Annotated in this window: 20 protein-coding genes and 1 pseudogene; 1 reads left to right on the top strand and 20 read right to left on the bottom strand. The window is 61.6% G+C overall.

The window, feature by feature from the left end:
• Positions 1-163: 163 nt before the first annotated feature.
• From ALO80_RS10005 to ALO80_RS10100, 20 genes and pseudogenes are all read right to left on the bottom strand, one after another.
• A complete protein-coding gene (locus tag ALO80_RS10005; RefSeq protein ID WP_055008894.1) occupies positions 164-1,390 on the bottom strand; it encodes a beta-ketoacyl-ACP synthase in 1,227 nt (408 codons plus the stop codon).
• On the bottom strand, positions 1,390-2,118 hold the full coding sequence (gene fabG, locus ALO80_RS10010; protein WP_055008895.1) for a 3-oxoacyl-ACP reductase FabG: 729 nt from the start codon (positions 2,116-2,118) through the stop codon (positions 1,390-1,392). The genes ALO80_RS10005 and fabG overlap by 1 nt, the downstream gene beginning before the upstream one ends.
• A pseudogene (locus tag ALO80_RS10015) lies at positions 2,115-2,566 on the bottom strand (ApeP family dehydratase). Before ALO80_RS10015 ends, fabG begins: the two are co-directional and overlap by 4 nt.
• Complete coding sequence (locus ALO80_RS10020) at positions 2,563-3,759, bottom strand: beta-ketoacyl-[acyl-carrier-protein] synthase family protein (protein ID WP_055008896.1); 1,197 nt, start codon at positions 3,757-3,759, stop codon at positions 2,563-2,565. The pseudogene ALO80_RS10015 and the gene ALO80_RS10020 overlap by 4 nt, the downstream one beginning before the upstream one ends.
• The gene (locus ALO80_RS10025; protein ID WP_055004890.1) at positions 3,756-4,238 is read right to left on the bottom strand and encodes a hypothetical protein; all 483 of its coding nucleotides are present in this window, start codon (positions 4,236-4,238) and stop codon (positions 3,756-3,758) included. The genes ALO80_RS10020 and ALO80_RS10025 overlap by 4 nt, the downstream gene beginning before the upstream one ends.
• Positions 4,235-4,969 carry a class I SAM-dependent methyltransferase gene (locus ALO80_RS10030; RefSeq protein ID WP_055008897.1) on the bottom strand — a complete coding sequence of 245 codons (735 nt, stop codon included), beginning with the start codon at positions 4,967-4,969 and terminating at the stop codon, positions 4,235-4,237. The genes ALO80_RS10025 and ALO80_RS10030 overlap by 4 nt, the downstream gene beginning before the upstream one ends.
• Complete coding sequence (locus ALO80_RS10035) at positions 4,966-6,213, bottom strand: NAD(P)/FAD-dependent oxidoreductase (RefSeq protein WP_055008898.1); 1,248 nt, start codon at positions 6,211-6,213, stop codon at positions 4,966-4,968. The genes ALO80_RS10030 and ALO80_RS10035 overlap by 4 nt, the downstream gene beginning before the upstream one ends.
• Positions 6,200-7,372 carry a hypothetical protein gene (locus ALO80_RS10040; protein WP_055008899.1) on the bottom strand — a complete coding sequence of 391 codons (1,173 nt, stop codon included), beginning with the start codon at positions 7,370-7,372 and terminating at the stop codon, positions 6,200-6,202. The genes ALO80_RS10035 and ALO80_RS10040 overlap by 14 nt, the downstream gene beginning before the upstream one ends.
• A complete protein-coding gene (locus ALO80_RS10045; RefSeq protein WP_055008910.1) occupies positions 7,369-9,717 on the bottom strand; it encodes an MMPL family transporter in 2,349 nt (782 codons plus the stop codon). The genes ALO80_RS10040 and ALO80_RS10045 overlap by 4 nt, the downstream gene beginning before the upstream one ends.
• Positions 9,701-10,315: an outer membrane lipoprotein carrier protein LolA gene (locus ALO80_RS10050; protein ID WP_055008900.1), complete on the bottom strand. Its 615-nt coding sequence runs from the start codon at positions 10,313-10,315 to the stop codon at positions 9,701-9,703. The genes ALO80_RS10045 and ALO80_RS10050 overlap by 17 nt, the downstream gene beginning before the upstream one ends.
• A complete protein-coding gene (locus ALO80_RS10055) occupies positions 10,312-10,749 on the bottom strand; it encodes an acyl-CoA thioesterase (protein WP_055008901.1) in 438 nt (145 codons plus the stop codon). Before ALO80_RS10055 ends, ALO80_RS10050 begins: the two co-directional genes overlap by 4 nt.
• Entirely contained in the window at positions 10,739-12,286 is a 1,548-nt protein-coding gene (locus ALO80_RS10060; RefSeq protein WP_055008902.1) for an HAL/PAL/TAL family ammonia-lyase, read from the bottom strand. Before ALO80_RS10060 ends, ALO80_RS10055 begins: the two co-directional genes overlap by 11 nt.
• Positions 12,267-13,214: an LpxL/LpxP family acyltransferase gene (locus tag ALO80_RS10065; protein WP_055008911.1), complete on the bottom strand. Its 948-nt coding sequence runs from the start codon at positions 13,212-13,214 to the stop codon at positions 12,267-12,269. The genes ALO80_RS10060 and ALO80_RS10065 overlap by 20 nt, the downstream gene beginning before the upstream one ends.
• Complete coding sequence (locus tag ALO80_RS10070) at positions 13,211-13,945, bottom strand: glycosyltransferase family 2 protein (protein ID WP_055008903.1); 735 nt, start codon at positions 13,943-13,945, stop codon at positions 13,211-13,213. Before ALO80_RS10070 ends, ALO80_RS10065 begins: the two co-directional genes overlap by 4 nt.
• Positions 13,938-15,620 (bottom strand): acyl-CoA synthetase family protein, encoded by a 1,683-nt coding sequence (locus ALO80_RS10075; protein WP_055008912.1) that lies wholly within the window; start codon positions 15,618-15,620, stop codon positions 13,938-13,940. Before ALO80_RS10075 ends, ALO80_RS10070 begins: the two co-directional genes overlap by 8 nt.
• A 10-nt stretch (positions 15,621-15,630) precedes the next feature.
• Positions 15,631-16,176, bottom strand: a complete 546-nt coding sequence (locus tag ALO80_RS10080; protein ID WP_055008904.1) for a COG4648 family protein — start codon at positions 16,174-16,176, stop codon at positions 15,631-15,633.
• Positions 16,173-16,427, bottom strand: a complete 255-nt coding sequence (locus tag ALO80_RS10085) for an acyl carrier protein (protein WP_055008905.1) — start codon at positions 16,425-16,427, stop codon at positions 16,173-16,175. The genes ALO80_RS10080 and ALO80_RS10085 overlap by 4 nt, the downstream gene beginning before the upstream one ends.
• A gap of 9 nt (positions 16,428-16,436) precedes the next feature.
• Positions 16,437-16,697, bottom strand: a complete 261-nt coding sequence (locus ALO80_RS10090) for a phosphopantetheine-binding protein (RefSeq protein WP_002551687.1) — start codon at positions 16,695-16,697, stop codon at positions 16,437-16,439.
• Complete coding sequence (locus tag ALO80_RS10095) at positions 16,672-17,484, bottom strand: lysophospholipid acyltransferase family protein (protein ID WP_055008906.1); 813 nt, start codon at positions 17,482-17,484, stop codon at positions 16,672-16,674. The genes ALO80_RS10090 and ALO80_RS10095 overlap by 26 nt, the downstream gene beginning before the upstream one ends.
• The gene (locus ALO80_RS10100; protein ID WP_055008907.1) at positions 17,460-18,179 is read right to left on the bottom strand and encodes a beta-ketoacyl synthase chain length factor; all 720 of its coding nucleotides are present in this window, start codon (positions 18,177-18,179) and stop codon (positions 17,460-17,462) included. Before ALO80_RS10100 ends, ALO80_RS10095 begins: the two co-directional genes overlap by 25 nt.
• Before the next feature lie 305 nt (positions 18,180-18,484).
• Here ALO80_RS10100 and ALO80_RS10105 point away from each other — a divergent pair, with 305 nt between their 5' ends.
• Entirely contained in the window at positions 18,485-19,264 is a 780-nt protein-coding gene (locus ALO80_RS10105) for a ParA family protein (protein WP_055008908.1), read from the top strand.
• The last annotated feature ends 443 nt before the right edge of the window (positions 19,265-19,707 follow it).

Below are 19,707 nucleotides of genomic sequence, written 5' to 3' on the forward strand. Positions count from 1 at the left end.
GGAGCCGGTAGACCTATCGTTTCTCACGCTCCAGCGTGGGAATGCCTGTCGTGACGCTCTGCGTCACAAATCTGCGCCGCGCTGTAGAATCAAGACCGGACGCAGAGCGTCCAGAACGGCATGCGACGCGGAGCGACGCACAATAGTTGAGACGTGCGTGGTCTCACCCCCAACGCTTGAATATCAATGACGTATTCACCCCGCCAAAGGCAAAGTTGTTGTTCATCACATATTCATTACTCATCCGCCGGGGTTCGCCGACGATGTAATCCAGTTCGCCGCACTGAGTATCGATGTCGACCAGGTTGAGCGTATGGATATAACGGTCGCTGTTGAGCATCTCGATACTGAACCATGACTCCAGCGCGCCGCATGCGCCGAGCGTGTGACCGAGGAAGCTTTTTTGTGAGCTGAGTGGCATGCGCGAGCCGAACAGGCTGCTGGTGGCCAGGGTTTCGGCGATGTCGCCCTGTTCTGTCGCAGTGCCGTGGCCGTTGACGTACCCGATGGCGTCGGGCGGCAGGCTGGCGTCTTCCAGAGCCAGTTCCATGGCGCGGCGCATGGTGGCCTGCTCGGGACGAGTGCTGTGGGCACCGTCGGCGTTGCTGCCGAATCCGACGATCTCGGCGTAAATGTGCGCGCCGCGTGCCCTGGCGTGCTCAAGCTCTTCAAGCACCAGCATGCCGCCGCCTTCGCCAATCACCAGGCCGTCGCGCCCGCTGTCGTATGGGCGTGGTGTGGTGTGGGGGGCGTCATTCTTGAGGCTGGTCGCGTACAGCGCGTCGAAGACCATCGCCTCGGTCGGGCACAACTCTTCGGCACCGCCCGCCAGCATCAGCGGCAGCCGACCGAACTTGATCGCCTCGTAGGCATAGCCGATGCCTTGACTGCCGCTGGTACAGGCGCTGGAAGTCGGGATCAGGCGTCCGGTCAGGCCGAAGAAGATGCTGATGTTGGCGGCGGTGGTGTGCGGCATCATTCGCACGTAGGAGTTGGCGTTCAGGCCCACTGCCACAGAATTGATCAGCATGTTGCCGAAGGCCTTGATTTCATCGGTGCTGCCAGTGGACGACCCGCATGCCGTGCCCATGCGACCATCGCGAATCATCGGATCATTCAGCAACCCGGCGTCGATCAGTGCCTGCTCTGCTGCGGCCACCGCCAGTCGTGACACGCGGCCCATGCTGCGCAATTGCTTGCGCGTCCAGTGCACGGGCACTGCGAAATCGTCCACAGGACCAGCCAGTCGGGTATTCAGTTCGGCAAAACGGTTCCACTCGTCCATCCGGCGGATGCCACTGCGATTGGCGCTAAAGCTCGCCTCGATAGTCGGCCAGTCGCTGCCCACCGAGGTAATGCCGGACATACCGGTGACGACCACACGCTTCATCAGCACAGTCCCCCGTTGACGGCCAGTACCTGACGGGTGATGTAGCTCGCCTCGGCCGACATCAGGAAGTTCACCGCACCAGCGACTTCCTCGGGTGTGCCCATGCGTTGCGCCGGAATCATTTTCATCAGTTCGTCCACCGGCACGTTCTCGTCGAGCATTGCCGTGTCGATCAACCCCGGCGCGACGCAGTTGACGGTGATCTTGCGCTTGCCCAGTTCGATGGCCAGCGCCTTGGCCGCACCGATCAGCCCCGCCTTGGAAGCGCTGTAATTGACCTGACCACGATTGCCGATCAGGCCGGAGACCGAGGTGATGCAGACAATGCGACCGGCCGCACGCCGACGAATCATTGGCATCGTCAAGGGGTGCAGAACGTTATAGAAACCGTCCAGATTGGTCCGCAACACCTGATCCCAGTCGTCATCGCTAAGCGCCGGAAATGCGCCGTCACGGGTCAGCCCGGCGTTGAGCACCACTCCGTAACACGCGCCGTGGGTCTCCACATCGTCTTCCAGAATCGCCTTGCAGGCAGCCCGGTCCGACACATCGAATTGCAGCACGCGGGCCTGACGGCCCAGCGCAACGATTTCGGCCTGCACGGCTTCGGCTTCGTTGCGCCCGGTTCGGCAATGCAGGATCAGGTCGTAGCCGGCCCGGGCCAGGCGCAGAGCGATGGCGCGGCCGATGCCACGGCTGGAGCCGGTGACCAGTATTGATTCAGTCATGCCGGGGCTCCTTCAGCCAGATAGTCAGCAGTGTTGGGCGGGCAATATACATTGAGTCGGGCAAAAGCCTCGATCCCCGGTCCGGTAAGGGTGCATTCGAACACACCCATGCCGCTGTCGTCCTGCAAGGAGCGCACGGCATGGACGGTCAGTTCACTGCCCAGCGGGAAGCGCGTTACGTTGCAGTCGAACTTGCGGCTGCCCAGCAAAAAGCCCAGTTTGACCGCTTCGCCCTTGCTGCGTGCCTGGCACCCGGCATAGGCCGCGACGCTCTGGGCCATCAGCTCTATGCCGAGCCAGGCAGGCTGCCGTCCGGCTGGTTGAACAGGCCGTTGGCGCGCACGGTCAGGCGGGTTTGAATCTGTTCTTCGTCAAAACCCAGCACCTGATCGATGAGAATCATGTCGCCGGCATGGGGAATGAGTTCGGCGAGCAGCCACTCGGTCATGGGGCATCTCCGATAATCAGGCTGATGTTGTTGCCACCGAAGGCAAACGAATTGCTCATCATGTAACGAGCGTTTGCAGGTGTCAGGCGCGAGCCTGCGCGGGTCCAGTGCAGCGCAGGCAAGAGCGGATCGGCCTCGCCGTCCCACAGGTGCGGGGGCAGGGCCTGTTCGGTATTCTCCGGTGCCAGGCTCAGCCAGCAAAACGCCGCTTCCAGCGCGCCTGCCGCGCCCAGAGTGTGGCCGCTGAGCGGTTTTGTCGACGAGCAGGGCACGCCATTCGGGAACACCGCCTGCACGGCCAGGCTTTCCATCGCGTCGTTGTGCGGCGTGGCGGTGCCATGCAGGTTCAGATAACCGATCTGCTCCGCCTCGAGCCGGGCATTGCGCAGCGCTTGCAGCATGGCATCGCGCGCACCACGTCCGGTGGGTTCGGGGGCCGAAATGTGGTGAGCGTCGCAGCTGGCACCTGCACCCAGCAGGGCAATCGAGTGCCTGCTGTCGGCTTCGCGAGTCATCAGAAACAGCGCGGCCGCCTCGCCGATATTGATCCCGCTACGGTTGCTGGAGAACGGGTTGCAGAGCTGCGGCGACATGGCCTCGAGTGCCGAGAACCCCTGCAGGGTCAGCCTGCACAGGCTGTCGACGCCGCCGCACAGCACCGCATCGCACAGGCCCATGTCCAGCGCCCGTCGCGCACTGAGCAACGCCCGCGAGCTGGACGTGCAGGCTGTCGATATGACGTAGGCCGGGCCGCTCAATTGCAGCCAGGCGGCGAGAAAATTCGCCGGTGCGCCCAGTTCCTGTTGCCGATAATCGTAATCGTCGGGGAAGATCCGCTCACGCAGCCAGACGGCCATGCTCTCGCTCGCTTCATCGATGCCCGAAGTGCTGGTGCCAATGATCACGCCAATCCGTCCGGCCCCGAAGCGGGTGATGGCCTGGCTGATGTCATCCTCGATCTGCAAGGCGGCAGCCAGCAGCAACTGGTTATTGCGGCTGTGATGCAAATGCACGGCAGGCGGAATGGGCGGCAGCGCGGATTTGACCGCGCCTACCGGCAATGCGCGCTCCGGCACCCAGCCGCTTTCGAACACCATGCCCGAGCTGTCGCCCGCAAACAGTCTGCGCGACACCTCTTCACGACTGTCGCCCAGCGAGCATGTCAGGCCCAGCGCATTGAGATAGGCAGTCATGGCATGTTCTCGTTGTTCAGCGGTGTGACCTTGTAACTCAGCCCGTCCTTGAGGCGCAGGGTGAAGGCATTGGCCGACTGGTATTCGACCAGCCAGCGATCGTCCAGACGGCGCTGCATACCCTGGCGATAAGCCGTGGGGTAGCGGCCATGCATTTCCAGATCCGGCGTCATGGCAAACATCAGTGCAGCAAAAAGCTCGCGGGCTTCGGGATTGGGCGGCAGCAAGCCGTCGGCTTGCCACTGCCCGTCGATCAGCAACTGACGCGCCTGCGGGATACCCAGCGGGTCCATCATCGACCAGCGCAAACCGGCGTTTTCGCGCTGGATGACCAGCACCCAGTCCTGACGCTGATCGGCTTTTCGGCGTTCGATATGCAGCTGCATCGGCAATTGCATGGTCGGTGCACTGGTCGGCAGCGGGGCCTGCGCAGCACAGCCGCCAAGCAGCAGGAAAGCTAAAAACAGTACGCGAATCATGATGCTTCCACTTCCAAAGGTTTGCGGGCCACGACATTGACCAGCGTTTCCTCCCGTTGCCCGAACGGCCTGGGCTTTTGCAGTTTCAGGGCTTCGAGCAGGCCGAAATCCCTGGCGCGGCTCCACCACAGGTAAGGGTAGGAAACATGCTGCGCATCGAACTCGAAACCCTGATCGCGGATCATCTGCAGGTACTGGGCCGCGCTTTTCTGAACGTGCATCGGGTGGCGGAACAGCCAGCGAATCACCCAGGTGTCGATGTAAGCCTCGGTCGACTCGGCGAACAGCAGATAGCCACCTGGCTTGAGCACGCGATAAAACTCGGCCAGCGCGCGTTCCTGCTCGACCAGATGATGGAAAGTCTGATGGCAGAACAGCAAATCGACGCTGGCGTCGGGTACTTGCAACGCCGCGCAATCGCTGCCGATCAGTTCGACCTGCACGCCTTTTGCCTGCGCTTCCTGACGGCTCATCTCCAGGCTGTGCGGGTCGGCATCGACGCCGATGAATCTGGACGGCTTGAAAACCTTGTTCAGGTGCTGGAACGAGCGGCCCTGCCCGCAACCGGCGTCGAGCAGCACCGGCGCAACCGGCGGCGCGCTGGCGAACAGGCTGCGCAAGTCGTCGATTGCCACGCGCAACACACGGTACTGCCAGGTATGGCTGCGCAGAAACCACAGACCGAAGCGGGTTTCTTCGACGTAGCTGTCACTCAGGAACGGTCGATTCATGAGCCACCGTCCGCGCAGATTTCCGAGAGCGTGCGCAAGCGGCGTTTGGGCTCGCTGACAAACGGGTTGCGCTCATCCCAGGCATAACCGGCCAGAATGGCACTGATCATACGGCGGATGTCCGGAGCGCTGCCGGGGTAGAAAATCACGTTCTGGAACGTACCGTCGTACCAGCCTTCGACATAGGCGCGAAAGGTGTCGACGCCACGCTTCAGCGGAACGGCGAACTCGGTTTCCCACTCCACGCGTTCACCCTGCAACTGCCGATTCAGCACACCAGCGGCCATGCTGGCCGAGCGCATGGCGATGGTTACGCCTGAAGAAAACACCGGATCGAGGAATTCCGCCGCATTGCCCAACAGCGCAAAGCCTTTGCCATGCAGGGTTTTGACGTTGGCCGAATAGCCGCCGATGGTTCTCGCAGGTGTGTCCCAGACGGCGTGTTGCAGCACCTTGGCCAGTTGCGGTGTTTCATCGATGAAGGCACGCAGGCAGGCGTCCAGATCGTCGGGCTTGTCCTTGAAACGCTCGGCCGAGGCCACGACGCCTATCGAACAGCGACCTTCGCTGAACGGGATCGACCAGAACCATACATCGCTGTGCTGTGGATGGATGCTGACGAGGATCTTCTGGCGGTCGAAGGGCGGGCTTTCGATGCGGTCTTCAATATGGGTAAACACGGCCTGACGCACCGGAAAGCCCGATGGCGCTTCCAGATCCAGCAGACGCGGGAGCACGCGGCCATAGCCGCTGGCGTCGAGTACGAAGGTCGCCTGCACGCTGTATTCGCTGCCGTCCTCGCGCTTTACATGCAATACCGGCTGCGGGCTGTCGAAGTCGGCGCTGATGATTTCCTGCTGATAGCGAATTTCCACGCCTTGCAGTTCGGCTTGGTCGGCGAGCAGTTTATCGAACTCGCTGCGCTGCACCTGAAAAGTGGTCGGCTTGCCGTGGCTGAAGGTATCGCCAAAGTCGAAATCGCTGTACTGCTCGCCACGCGCAAAGGCAGCGCCGTTCTTGAGCTGAAAGCCGGCGGCTTGCACGGCGTCGAGCATCCCGGCTTCTTCGACGAAGTCCAGGCAATGGCACAGCAGGCTTTCGCCGATGGAGAAGCGCGGGAACCGCTGGCGCTCGACGATCAGCACGTCGTGGCCCTGGCGTTTGAGCAGGGCAGCCGCGATTGAACCGGCCGGGCCGGCACCGATGACAACGACCTGACGAATTTCCCTATCAGTGATGGGCACAGGTATTCCTTTCCGGTTGGACGGTGGCGGGAGGGGACGGCAAGGGCGCACGCCCCATGCCGGTAAGGGCCGGCATGAGCGTGGCGAGCAGGCTCATCAGCATCAGTGCAAAATACAACGCCGGGCTGATGAGTTGCTGTTGCAGCAGCAGGTTGAGGAAAACGATTTCGCTCAAGCCGCGAATATTCAGCAGCACGCTTTCTCGCCAGCGGCGGGCACCGGCGAATGACAGCGGAGCCCAGCGCAGGCCGATCCAGTTGCCCAGCATTTTGCTGACAATCGGCAGCACGATCAGCGCGGCGAGTTGCACCGCGCCCAGCTCGCCGATCGCACTGTGCACGTTGATCTGCACAATGCCGAAGGTCAGCAGCAGCGGAATGGCCAGCCGGGTTTGCAGGAAGCCCAGTTGCGCAGTGCTCAGCGGCGGCACCCAGGCCTGGCCGAGACGGGCCATGCAGAGCAGATAACCGATGCCGAAAATCAGTGCGTTGAGCCGGTAATGCTCGGCGACCATCAGCAGAATGAAGAATGTCAGGCTGTACACCAGCGGTTGGCGCAGGCGCAGCAGACGAAACAGCAGCGGTACGCAGGCCCCCAGCAGCGGCAGCAACAGGCTGCTCAGGTGCAGGCTGCCCTGAGCGAGGGCAAACAGGCTCCAGCAGGTCAGATCGATGAGGATCGCGGTCTGCACCAGACGCCGAGTGGCAGCGGGAGGGTAATCGATGTGCTGCAGATACAGATAAAGCACCGGAATCGCAGTGATGGCGAACACCAGCCCGATGGCCAGCGAGCTGATCCAGGCTTGCTCCGGCAATAGCCATACGGCGCAGGTCAGCCCGGTCAGGAAGGGCACCAGAAAGCTCGGTACGGCGATTTTCAGGCTCTGGCGATCGAGCCGCAGGTCGATCACGTCGCTGAGAATCTGCCCCAGCACGATGGCAAATGCCAGGCCGTACAGGCTTTTCAGCCAGACCGGAGACACCAGTTGTGCGCCGCTGAGGTGCCAGTGAGGCTCGATCCAGAACAGCATCAGCAGCGGCAGGCCGAAAGTCGCCAGCAGTAACTGGCTGACGATGGGAATCAGGCCAAGCCGTCGCTCCGCCCAGGTGGCCAGCGCAAACAACGCCAGCGCCATCAGCCAGAACACTGCGACCATCATGCGCGCGTCTCCGATGACTCGGCAGGTGCCCGAGGCGCTTTGCGCGGGCTGGCCCACGGTGCCAGAAGAAAGCTGAAGGCCAGACCCAGGCTGACTGCCAGACCGAAATTGCTGATCGCCGGGGTGCCTGAAACAGCCAGCAGCCCGAACGACAGCCAGGTGGTGACCGCTGCCAGCAGCGTACCCAGCAGGCTGACGGCCGCGCCGCCTATCTGCTCGCGCATCAGAATGGCGTAATCGACGCTGATCGCCGTGACCAGCAGCAGGCCAAACAGGCTGAACAGGGTCAGCGGCTGCCCCAGCCACCCCAGGCTGGCGAGGCTGCACAGGGCGGCCAGCAGGGGCAGGGTGACGATGCGCAATGCGCCGTTGAAGCCGAACGGCGCAATCAGCAGCAGGACAATCAATACGCATGACGCCAGCTTCAATTCCGCTGCGCTGATCTGCGTGTGGGCAAACACCTCATTGAGCTCGCCCAGACGGTCGACCAGTTGCACGCCCTCCAGGCCAATGGCCTGCACGCGCAGCAACGCCATACTGTTCATGCCACGCAGGCTGACAATGCTTGCCACGCCTTCATCGGTGGTCCCCAGCCACAGCGTTTGCCACGGTTCGCTGAGCGGCCCCTTGAGCGCGTCATCGATGTCTTGCGTCGGCAGCGCCTGCAATTGAGCGAGTTCAGCCTTCAAGGCACTGGCCGGAACGCCAAGCTGTACCAAGGGGGCCCAGTGTTGCGGCAATTTGCTCAGTGCATCGCGGGTCAACTGTTGCTCGGCAGGCGAATCGAGCAACTGGTTAAGCGCCATGTAGCCCTGCAACTTGTCCATGCTGACCAGTTGATCGAGCCGCTGGGTCAACTCGGACTGCCTGTCCAGCAACTGCTGTTGATCCTTGCCGCGCACCAGAAAAAACTGGCTGGTGGGTTGATAACCGGTGATCCGCGCAATGGCCTGGGCTTCATCGGTCAGCGCCTGAGGTGCCGCTACCCATTGGCGGATATCGTTTTTGGTGGTCAGGTGCCAGAGCCCGCCGCCACAAAAGGCCAGCAGCAACGCCAGCAGGATTGGCGTGCTGATGCGCTGCAACAGCGCGGCGCGGCAATCGAGCATCAATTGCGCCAGCTTCAGCGGCCATTGCGCAGGGCTTATTTCGACGTTTGCGAGCAGTGCCGGCAGCAGGCACACCGCTGTCAGGTAAGCGCCGATCAGGCCTGCGGCCGAGAACACGGCAATTTGTGTCAAGGCCGGAAACGGTGTCCAGGCCAGCGCCAGATAGCCGATGCAACTGGTGATCAGGCTCAGCGTCAGGCCCGGCAGGGTCAGGCGCAAGGCGGGCCAGCTGCGCCAGGGTTTCAGGCTCCAGCTCTTGGACAGGTAATGCAGTGGGTAATCCACTGCCACGCCGATCAGGCTTGAACCCAGCACCAGCGTCATGACGTGCATGCTGCCAAACAGCGCCACGCAAGCGACAGCACCGAAGAGCATGCCCACCACCACCGGCACGAACGCCAGCAGCACGCTCCAGCGCCGGAAGGCCAGCAACAGCAGCAATAGAATGCCGACCGTTGCGCCACCGCCGACCCAGGTGATTTCCCGGCTGGCCTGCTTCTGACCGTCGGCGGCGTACAACAGGCCGCTGGCGGCCAGCAGTTGACCACCGGCCTGACTCGCCTGCTCCCGCGCTTTCGCCAGCAGGTCGGCAACCTGGCCTGGCAGGTGCAGGTCGAAGGCATCGGTTCGGGTTCGCGAACGCAGCAGCACCCAGCTTTTGCCCTCGGCGCTGGCAATCAACGCGCCGCTGGCCAGATCCGCCTCGACCGAGCCCTGTTTCGGCAGCCCGTTCTGGATACGTCCGGTCAGCCCCAGCCAGTCATCCTGACCCGGCACCAGGCTGAACCCGGCAAACGGGTCGAACAGCGTCTGTACGCGCTGCTCGATGAAGGCCTTCGGGTCGTCGATAAGCAGGGCGCGATCCACTGCCGGTAACATGGCGATACGCCCTTGCAGCAATTGTGTGCGCAACGCAGGCAGATCAGCCTGCAGCGACCACTGGACCTTCTCGAACAGGCCGCTCGATTGCCATTGCTCGGCCAGCGTGCGTGCCAGCTCGACCGCTTGTTGGCGATCGGCGTGGCCGACCAGCACCAGCATTTCGCGATTGAGCGGCTCCTGCATGCGCTTTTCGGCGCTGACCACCCGCGCGTCGTTGTCAGTGCCCGGCACCAGCTCCATGAGGTTGGCCGACAACGGCGAGCGGTCGTGCCACTGCCAGCCGGCCAGCGCCAGTACGCCCGCCAGAATCAGCAGGAACAGTCGCGGCAACAGCCGCTCAGTTGTTGAAGTCATGACGCTGTGCATCGGTCAGTGTCGGGGAGCTGCTGCTGTCGATCATTTTCAGGACTGTGCTGTCGCCCTGGGTTTCCAGTAACTCGATACGCTGAACCAGTTCGCCGCCCTCAATGTTGATCTGTTTAAACACTTGTTGCAGCAGCATCGAGCGCGGCGTGAGCGTGAGATGCCAGGTGTTTGCGTCACCCTTGAGCTGCAAATCGAAGTCCCGTTGCAGGCCGCTGCTGTCGCCTTGCAATACAGCAAGAAACAAACGGTTCTGCTCGGCTCCGGCGTTCTTGTTCGGGACGGGCTTCCAGGTGTCGACGTCGCCCACGGTTTCACGGCGGGCAATACCGCTGGCAGTGATGCGGTAATCCTGTTCAAGCGGTGTTTCCAGCAGCCAGAGCAGTCCGAAATCCTTGGCGAGCACGAAGCGGCCCTTGCTGAGCAACGGTTGCGGCAGGGCGCGCAGGTGTTTTTCCTGAATGAAACGGCCTTGCACCACTGCAGGTCTGGCGAGCTGCTCGCTCAGTTGCTGCAGGTCGAAAGCCTGCGCCAGAGAAGAAAGACACAGCAAACCCAGCAAAATCAACGTGCGAAGCGGGCGGTTCATGGCAAGGCGCTCTCTATGGCTGTTTCTACGGCATCGATAAAGACCCGGGGCGAGGCCAGTTGCATTTCCCGGCTCTGGCTGTCTACCGCGACCTGCACGGTGCTGGCGCGGGTCAGGCGTTCGCCGGTGTGTGCGTCGGTGATCAGGTAATTGATCTTCAGACGGTTCTCCCACTCCACCAGGCTGGCCCGCACGTTCAGTGTCTGGCCGAACACTGCGCTGCGCACATAGCGCAATTGCAGGTCGATCACTGGCCAACCATAACCGGATTCGAGCATCTGCATGTAGTTATGCCCGATGCAGTCCAGCAACGCGCAACGTGCGACTTCCAGGTATTTGATGTAATGCCCGTGCCAGACAATGTTCATCATGTCGACGTCGAAAAAGGGCACCACGATTTCAGTGTCGACGTGCAGAAAACCCTTACTGCGCATGCAACCTCCAGTGGCGGTTGGCGATATGTTTCAGGCACAGGCGCAGTTCGCTCTCCAGCGCCCGGTCTTCGATGACGGGGGCAAAGTCTTCGCCCAACTGTTGATGCATGGCTGCCAGCGCCGGAGGCAGTGGGCGCGCATCGGCGGCCTTGCTGCGCAGCCAGACGCCCTGATTGGCGGCGATCAGCGTGGCGGCAGCAACCTGCTCGGTCAGTTCCAGTACCCGGATGGCATCACGCGCGGCGATGGTGCCCATGCTCACCTTGTCCTGATTGTGGCACTCGGTAGAACGAGAGAACACACTGGCCGGCATGGTGTTTTTCAGGGCTTCGGCGGTCCATGCGCTGGTGCCTATCTGTACCGCTTTGAAGCCATGATTGAGCATGGCACGTTCGGCGCTGGCCCCCGACAGATTGCTTGGCAGACCGTGGTTGTAACGCTCGTCTACCAGCAGCGCCAGTTGCCGGTCGAGCAGGTCTGCGACATTGGCAATCAGGGTTTTCAGGCTGTCCATGGCAAAGGCGATGTGCCCGCCGTAGAAATGTCCGCCGTGCAGCACACGGGCGGCCTCGGCATCGATAATCGGGTTGTCGTTGGCACTGTTCAGCTCGATCTCGATGAATGAACGCAGCCAGTTCAGGCTGTCGGCCAGCACGCCGAGTACATGCGGCGCGCAACGCAGCGAATAGCGGTCCTGAAGACGATGCAGCGGTGCAGTCGGTGCGTCGATGGCCAGGTCCTGACGCAGCCATGCGGCCACCTGCATCTGGCCCGGATGCGGCTTGGCGGCGAACAGGCGCTCGTCGAAATGTTCCGGGTTGCCTTGCAGCGCCACCACGTTCATGGCCGTGATACGGGTTGCCAGTTGCAGCAGGTAATCGGCACGGGCGAACGCCAGGCAGGCGATACCGGTCATGACGGCGGTGCCGTTCATCAGCGCCAGCGCTTCCTTGGGGCGCAGCACCAGCGGCGTCCAGCCCAGTTCACGGTGCACATCGATGGCCTGGCGACGTTCACCGCCGTACATGACGTCGCGCTCGCCGGACAGGGTCGCCGCCACGTACGACAGCGGCGTCAGATCACCGCTGGCGCCCACCGAACCCTCTTCAGGGATCAGCGGCAGCACATCCTGATCGATAAATGCCTGCAAACGCTCCAGCAGTTCGACACGCACACCGGAAACGCCCTGACATAAAGACTGCAAGCGCGCCGCCAGCACTGCGCGAGTGGCCTTGGCATCCAGCAGTTTGCCCAGCCCACAGCCATGAAACGTGTACAGATGACGCGGCAACGCCTCGACATGCTCCAGCGGCACGGCGACCACGCAAGAGTCGCCGTAGCCAGTAGTGACGCCATAGATCACGCCTTCCTTGTCCAGCAGCGAATCCAGAAACTGCGCGCCACGGGCAATGCGTGCGCGGAACTCGCCGTCGCTTTGCAGCACGCTCGGCACCTCACGGTTGGCCAGTGCCAGCACGTCTTCGATACGCAAGGCATGCTCGCCGAAAGTGATCGGGTCAGGAGCTTGATTCGTCATCGGATTTCCAGAATGGGTAGAAATTGAACCACTGCTGCGGCGCTTCCAGGCAATAGTGCCCAAGACGCTCGGCATAGCGCGTGGCCCAGTGGGCGATGACTTCGGCGCGGTCGCTGCGCCGCCACTCGATGGCCTCGGCGAACGGTTCGAGAATCACCCTGTAGCCCTTCGCTCCCTTGAGGCAGAAAAACAGATTGACCGGGCATTTGAGCAGGCCGGCCAGCAGCCAGGGGCCTTGCGGGAAGGTGGCAGGCTGACCGAGAAAGTCGACCCGTACATTGCGCCCGCCATGCAGCGCGACGCGATCGCCGGCGATGGCCAGCCACTCGCCTTCGTCCAGGCGCTGGCTTAATTGCAGCATGATGGCCGGGTCCAGCTCGCTGACCTGGATCAGACGCAGATTGGTCGCTCCGGCCTCACCGAGCAGGCGATTGAAGCGTTCGGCGTGCTTGGTGTGCACCAACACGTTCATAGTGACTTTTTCACCGAGTTCGGCCAGCGCGCGGCACACTTCAAGATTGCCCAGGTGCGCCCCGACCAGCATCTGCCCGCGCTCGCCGCGCAGGTTCTGGCGCAGTAGCGCCGGGTCGATGATCTCGATCTGATCGATGCCCAGCCTGCCGTTCCAGACGTCCAGCTTGTCGAGCAACGCATCGGCAAACGCCATGAACTGACCAAACACCCTGCACTGACTGGGGCGCAGTTCCGGCCTGGCGCTCCAGTCCGCCAGGCGCTGCTGGTATTCGTGGATGCTGTGCCGGGCGCGTCGGCCGAACACGAAGAAGTACAGCACGATGCCATACAACACCGGGCTGAGCAGGCGACGACCGAGCACGCGCATGCCCCAGGCAGTGAGTTTCATGAGCATGAAGCTGCCACGCTCCTGATGACTGGCCCAATGTTCCCTGGGCGACTTGTCGACGCTCATGAGCGCCACCGCCGCCATAGCAGCACCGGAAGGCGGATCAGCATGCCGAAGAACAGTTTGGCGTGCATTTTCGAGATCAATGCGTTGTCGTGAAACAGGCGGAAGTGCGACAGGCCGTCCTGCGGGTAATGAACCCGTGTCGGCAGCCAGCGCATCGCCTGACCACGCCAGGACAGGCGCACGAGAATTTCCGAGTCGAAGTCCATGCGCCTGCCGATCCGCACGCTGTCGATCAGCGCCAGCACCGGAGCCAGCGGGTAAAGCCGGAAGCCGCACATGGAGTCGCGAATGTGCAACGACAGCGTGTTGATCCACACCCAGACGTGAGTCAGGTAGCGCGCGTACAGGCGGCCTTTGGGGACGCTCTCGTCGAACCGTGGATAGCCGCAGATCAGCGCGTCCGGGTACTGGCGCGACTGCGCCAGAAACACCGGAATATCGCTCAGGTCATGCTGGCCGTCGGCGTCGACCTGCAACGCGTGGCTGAAACCCAGGCGCGCCGCCTCGCGGAAACCTGCCATGACAGCGCCACCCTTGCCCTGATTGACTGGCAGACGCAGCAGATAAACAGCCTCACCTTGCGCCAGTTGCTGTAACACGACGGCGCAGGCGGGACTGCTGGCATCGTCCACCAGTATGCAGGGCAGGCCGGTGTCGCGTACGGCCTTGACCACGTCGGGCACGGCCAGCTCGTGGTCGAACACCGGAATGATCACGCAAGGTTTATGCATGCTCACCCTCCAGCACGATGCGGCCGCTGGAGCAGGGTGCGCCGTCGGCGTTGTGAAAGGCGAAATACAGCTTGGAGCGCGCCGCATCGAAACGCAGCGTCAGTTTGAGGCGGTCACCCGGGCGCACCAGTTGCTGGAATTTGAGCACTTCCATTCCGGCAAACCCGGAGGGCAGGTCGAGCAAACGCTGGCCCAGGCTGAACGCCCAGTCAACCTGCACCACGCCCGGCAAGACTGGAGCCTTGGGAAAATGGCCACTGAAAAAAGCCAGATCGGGCGGGACGATCAACCGCAAATTCAATTCGCCGTCGACAGCCTGCTGTTCAAGCACTTCCGGCTGTTTCGGTCGTGGTGCCATGAGCAAGGCCTGAACGTGCGTCTGCACCAGTTTGCCCTGAGCATTGAGCGGCATCTGCCGCAGCAGACGCCAGCGACGCGGCAGGGCAATGGTTTCGCAATGCGGTCGCAGGTGCTGCCGCAACGTTTCGGTCAGCGCCCGACGGCCCTGATTACGCAGGGCCAGCAAGCCCTCATCGCTCAGGACCAGCAGCGCGCCGAGTGACGCACGGTTCTCCTGAACCACGCCAAGGCGCGCCTCGCAGACCCAGTCATGAGCTGTCAGCGCCTGCTCGATCAGTGGCAGTGAAATGCGCTTTTCTTCGAGTTTGACGATACGGTCCAGCCTGCCCAGCAGCTCAAAGCGTCCGTCTGCGCCGATCAGCACCGCATCGGCGGTCTGCTCGACATGACCGGGCGGCAGATAGGGCGAGCTGATGCGCAGGGCACCTTCGCTGTCCTGGCTCAGTTCTACACCGTCGAAGGCTTGCCAATGCTGCTCGCCCTGACGCCAGGCGATGCCACCGGTTTCCGAGCTGCCGAGAATTTCCGTCGGCCACTGGCCAAGACGTTGCTGCAGGCTATGCGCGGCTTCAGCCGGCAATGCGCCGCCGGATGAAAACACCCGGCGCACGGCACTGAGGCGGTTCCAGTCGAGGTTGTCGCCCATGCGCTTGAGTAGCGCAGGACTGGCAACCCAGGCAAATGAGGGGTATTCGCGGCTGGCGCGTTGCAGGTCTTCGGCGAACGGCAATTGACGGCGCAGGAACGGACGCGCAGCGCACAGCGGCCATAGCAAACGGAACAGCAGGCCATAAATATGTTGAGTGGCCACACTGCCGATCATGCACGCCGAACCAAGCTCCGCGCCCCACAGTTGTTCCAGCCCGCAGACTTCGCTGGCCAGTTGACGCAGGCGCTTTTCGATCAGCTTGGGCTCGCCGCTGGAACCGGAGGTGCACAGGCTCAACCGGCACTCATCAAGGTCAAGCTCTGTCGGAGCGAGCTGCTTGGCGTACAGGTCGCTTAGCGGTGTGTCATCCGTCAGGTCGGTCAGCCACAGGTCCACCTGACTCGCCCAGCGCTCACGGGTCTGGCCCTGCAAGTCTGCGGGCAACAGCACATGCACACCCGCCCGCCAGGCGCCAAACAAGGCGATGGCCAGGTCTGCGGCATCCTCAAGGTGCACAGCGAGGCGTGTGACGCCTCGGGCTTGCAGCCCGGCGGCCACGCTCAGTGCCTGGTCACGAAACTGCGCGTGGTCCAGGCTCGGGGTCAGAGCCAGCAGCCGGTCGGGAAGGGCATCGAGCAGCAGGTGTTCCAGGTTCAACCAGTTCATGCGTTCCATTTCATTTGCCGCCCGCAGCGGGTGGGCGGACGATCCATTCAACAGCGAACAACAGGCCCATCAACCCGTAGGAAATCAGGCCGGTGTACAGCGTCCACCAGGACAATGGTGCCCACAGTGTCAGGATGGCTGCAGTGAGGCCATTGGCCAGAAAGAACAGGCACCAGATCTGTGTCACTTTACGGGTGTAGCGGATGCCCGATTCAGGCAGTTCGGGGCGGTTTATGCGCGCCATTTTTTCCACGATCGGCGGGCCGTAAACAAGGCTTGAGCCAAACAGGCCGAGCATGAACGTGCTGACCAGTACCGGATACCAGCGCAGCATCACATGGCTGTCGAGCGTGCCGAGCACCATGCAAAAGACCAGGGCGACAACCGCCATTGCCAGACTGCCGGGCTTGCGCTCGCCCGTCAGCGCACGCGCCAGCCACAGGCCGCCCAGCAGCAGCGCGAACTGCCATGGCGCAAAGTGCTCGGTTCCCCAGTAGACGGCAAATGGATACAGCACACCGGCCAGCACCAGAATCAGGCCAATCAGCCGCTTCATTCGGTGGTGTTGACCAGTTTGTAGACGGCCTCTACCACGTCGTTCACGGTCCTGACCGACTTGAACTCTTCAGCGGCAATCTTCTTGCCGGTCTTGCGTTTGATGTGGTCGATCAGGTCCACGGCATCGATGCTGTCTATTTCCAGGTCCTGATAAAGGTTGGCGTCAAGCGTGACCCTCTCGGGTTCCAGTTCGAACAGTTCCACCATGGCGGTACGCAGGATTTCGAAGATGTCTTCACGGGTTTGCATGTTCAATTCTCAGGCCGGTTGTCTGGCGCTGACGAAGGCCGCAAGGCTGTCGACGCTGGCGAAATGGTTACGGGTGTCCTTTGCGTCGGCATCGATCTTGATGCCATAGCGCTTCTGGATGGCCAGGCCCAGTTCGAGCGCATCCACCGAGTCCAGTCCCAGTCCTTCGCCAAACAGCGTCATATCGTTGCCGATATCCTCCGGGGTGATGTCTTCGAGGCCCAGGGCATCGATGATCAACAATTTAATGTCCTGGTGCAGATCGCTCATCTGAGGCGAGCTCCTTGGTGAAATAGTCATGCAGGTAATCGTTGAGCTTGCGGGACGCTACGGGCGCCGGGCCCAGCGCACTGAAGGCGGTCGGGTCTATATCGGCACCAACGCGCAAAATGAAGTGCACACGGCGTTGCGGAATGCGATACCAGGGTTCGGCCTTGGTCAGGGTGGTTGGCTGGACCTTGATGGTCACCGGTGTAATAACGCTCGCCCCACGCAGTGCAATGGCAGCCGCGCCCCGGTGAAAGACCGGTGGCTGGCCGGGCTGGGTGCGTGTTCCCTCCGGGAAGATGATCAATGTCTGGCCGGTCTGCAGGCGATCCACGGCGGCGTCGAGCATGTCCATGCTGCCATCGTTACTGATGTAACCGGTGGAGCGCACCGGACCGCGGGTGAACGGGTTCTCCCACAGGCTGCGCTTGACCACGCAGTTGGCGTCACGTACCAGACCGATCAGGAACACGACGTCGATCAGCGACGGATGGTTGGCAATGATCATCTGCCCGGCACGGCCAAGCTTTTCGGCACCCTGCACTTCATAGGTCAGCACACCCATGCGCGCCATGATGCGGATGAACAGCCAGAACAGCCGGCTGATGGTCCGTCTGGCGCGGCGCTGATGACTGGCCGCGCTGCCGGGCAGGCAACTCAGGACCGGAAAAACGAACAATCGCAGGCACAGACCGCTCAACCCGAACAGGGCAAAGCTGAAAGCGGTTGCCAGCAGACGCCAGTAATAAGCATCCCGACCTTTTTTCAGTTGTTGCGTTGCCAGTTCCATAACCGGTTATTCCAGGGGTGCAGGCAGACGGACTGATGGGTGTGCAAGGCTCGCAGCAGGTTTAGTGCATGTGGCCACTGGGGCCGCTCGGTGCCTTGCGTATCGGTGTTCAGAGACAATTGCCACTCATTCCCGGCGGTCAGCAGCAAGCCGACGGCGTAGGGAAAGGGCACGTCATCAATCCATTGGGCATAAGCCTGCGGTGGCTGCTCTTCAGTCACCACAAGCAAGACTGCTTCTGCACCCTCGGCCAGCAACGCAGCGGCCTCGAACGCTCCATACTCCAGCCCGTCACCTGCGGCGGCCAGGGCTGTCATCTCACTTGTTTCACCGCGCATGATCGACCACAGACCAATCACCGCGTTATGCACCGAAAGGCTGAACTGGGTCGGCGAAAGCGGTTCGTTTGCGGCCAGATCACGCAGGATTTCAAATATTCTCGGGGTTTCTCCGTGGCGCGAGACAAACACCAGCGGTACGCGCCCTAGGCCTTCAGTCAATGGCCAGCCGACGGCAAACGCCATTCTTGCCATGCGGCCCAGGCGGCGACGTTGCATGGCAGGCAGAAAAGACACGTCCGGCGCGGCGTCACTGGTTTCCAGCAGCGTCGGATCAAGGCTCCATTGCAGCCGGTCGTCTGCGCTCGCCAGGCCCGGTGCCCAAGCGTGCCATCGTGCAATGTTGAAGGTGATCAAGGCTTCTCTTCCCGCCCCTGCGGGCTTGTTTCTCGCTACATCGATATCAGGTCGATATCAGCCTGGGTGCGGTAATTTGACCGAGTGCGCGCATTATCCCGATGGGGGTCATGACTAGCAAATTTGTTACATAAAAATCGTTTACAGGCGTGTATTTTAAAGTTCAAGTCTGATCCCGCGAGGCAGACAGACATGTGCCGTTTTGCGATAAGCTCGCTGCTGTCATATGCATTGCCTAGACTCGACCCTTCAAGGTCGTTATCGGCCACTCCTGCTGTTTCTTCATCTTTCAAGGAATCCAAAGCATGCGTCGCGTGGTATTCAATCAGAAGGGCGGTGTCGGCAAATCGAGCATCGCCTGCAATCTGGCTGCAGTCAGCGCTCACGAAGGCTATCGGACGTTGTTGATCGATCTCGATGCCCAGGCAAACTCGACTCAGTACCTCACAGGTCTTACCGGACAGGATATTCCGATGGGGATTGCCGAGTTCTTCAAGAACACACTGTCGGCAGCTCCGTTCGCCAAGAAGAACCACGTCGATATCTATGAAACCCCATTCGACAATCTGCATGTGGTCACGGCCACTGCGGAGCTTGCCGACTTGCAGCCCAAACTCGAGGCCAAGCACAAGATCAACAAGCTGCGCAAATTGCTGGACGAACTGAGTGAGGATTACGAGCGTATTTACCTGGATACGCCCCCGGCACTGAATTTTTATGCCGTTTCGGCGTTGATCGCGTCTGATCGCGTCCTGATTCCATTCGACTGCGACAGTTTTTCGCGGCAGGCGCTGTATGGACTGATGCGCGAGATCGAGGAATTGAAAGAAGATCACAACGAAGACCTTCAGGTGGAAGGCATCATCGTCAACCAGTTCCAGCCCAGAGCAAGCCTGCCGCAGCAGATGCTGGACGAACTGATTGCCGAGGGCATGCCGGTGCTACCGGTCTATCTGAGTGCATCAGTCAAAATGCGCGAGTCGCATCAGGCCAATCTGCCGCTGATCCATCTGGACCCCCGCCACAAACTGACTCAGCAGTTCGTTGACCTGCATCACCTGCTGGAGACCAATGCTCATCCGTAATGGGTATGTACCGCGCGTAGCACCCAGCGTTATACACAAGTCTGCTTTTGATTCTGGCCGAAAGCCGTGGGAGCGGCCTCGTCCGCGAAAGGGCCTGTAAAGTCACCGAACATGTATCGTCTGAAATACCGTATTCGCTCGTCCACGACCTCGCGGGACGTAGGAGCGGACTTGTCCGCGAACTGCCGGGAACCGGCAGCAAAACCGATGCATACGGTACATCAGGCGCGACCGAGATAACCTGTCTCAGTGCCGCTTCGCAGCCCTTCGCGGACAAGTCCGCTCCCACGTCCTCTGGGCCGGAGCCGAATCTGCCGGATGATGTGGGGATCGGGCGGCGCTTTGCTTGTCCACGATATCTAGGTTTTGTAGGAGCGGACTTGTCCGCGAACTGCCGGGAACCGGCAGCAAAACCGATGCATGCGGTACATCAGGCGCGACCG

Origin of the sequence: Pseudomonas caricapapayae (genome assembly GCF_001400735.1) — a bacterium.
Lineage (GTDB): Bacteria > Pseudomonadota > Gammaproteobacteria > Pseudomonadales > Pseudomonadaceae > Aquipseudomonas > Aquipseudomonas caricapapayae.

Bases quoted from the DNA above. Each gene is read 5' to 3' on its own strand.
- ALO80_RS10030 (WP_055008897.1), bottom strand. From the start codon at position 4,969: ATGAATCGACCGTTCCTGAGTGACAGCTACGTCGAAGAAACCCGCTTC.
- ALO80_RS10095 (WP_055008906.1), bottom strand. From the start codon at position 17,484: ATGGAACTGGCAACGCAACAACTGAAAAAAGGTCGGGATGCTTATTAC.
- ALO80_RS10025 (WP_055004890.1), bottom strand. From the start codon at position 4,238: ATGATTCGCGTACTGTTTTTAGCTTTCCTGCTGCTTGGCGGCTGTGCT.
- ALO80_RS10085 (WP_055008905.1), bottom strand. From the start codon at position 16,427: ATGCAAACCCGTGAAGACATCTTCGAAATCCTGCGTACCGCCATGGTG.
- ALO80_RS10070 (WP_055008903.1), bottom strand. From the start codon at position 13,945: ATGCATAAACCTTGCGTGATCATTCCGGTGTTCGACCACGAGCTGGCC.
- fabG (WP_055008895.1), bottom strand. From the start codon at position 2,118: ATGACTGAATCAATACTGGTCACCGGCTCCAGCCGTGGCATCGGCCGC.
- ALO80_RS10005 (WP_055008894.1), bottom strand. From the start codon at position 1,390: ATGAAGCGTGTGGTCGTCACCGGTATGTCCGGCATTACCTCGGTGGGC.
- ALO80_RS10040 (WP_055008899.1), bottom strand. From the start codon at position 7,372: ATGATGGTCGCAGTGTTCTGGCTGATGGCGCTGGCGTTGTTTGCGCTG.
- ALO80_RS10050 (WP_055008900.1), bottom strand. From the start codon at position 10,315: ATGAACCGCCCGCTTCGCACGTTGATTTTGCTGGGTTTGCTGTGTCTT.
- ALO80_RS10090 (WP_002551687.1), bottom strand. From the start codon at position 16,697: ATGAGCGATCTGCACCAGGACATTAAATTGTTGATCATCGATGCCCTG.
- ALO80_RS10055 (WP_055008901.1), bottom strand. From the start codon at position 10,749: ATGCGCAGTAAGGGTTTTCTGCACGTCGACACTGAAATCGTGGTGCCC.
- ALO80_RS10105 (WP_055008908.1), top strand. From the start codon at position 18,485: ATGCGTCGCGTGGTATTCAATCAGAAGGGCGGTGTCGGCAAATCGAGC.
- ALO80_RS10080 (WP_055008904.1), bottom strand. From the start codon at position 16,176: ATGAAGCGGCTGATTGGCCTGATTCTGGTGCTGGCCGGTGTGCTGTAT.
- ALO80_RS10075 (WP_055008912.1), bottom strand. From the start codon at position 15,620: ATGAACTGGTTGAACCTGGAACACCTGCTGCTCGATGCCCTTCCCGAC.
- ALO80_RS10065 (WP_055008911.1), bottom strand. From the start codon at position 13,214: ATGAGCGTCGACAAGTCGCCCAGGGAACATTGGGCCAGTCATCAGGAG.
- ALO80_RS10045 (WP_055008910.1), bottom strand. From the start codon at position 9,717: ATGACTTCAACAACTGAGCGGCTGTTGCCGCGACTGTTCCTGCTGATT.
- ALO80_RS10060 (WP_055008902.1), bottom strand. From the start codon at position 12,286: ATGACGAATCAAGCTCCTGACCCGATCACTTTCGGCGAGCATGCCTTG.
- ALO80_RS10020 (WP_055008896.1), bottom strand. From the start codon at position 3,759: ATGACTGCCTATCTCAATGCGCTGGGCCTGACATGCTCGCTGGGCGAC.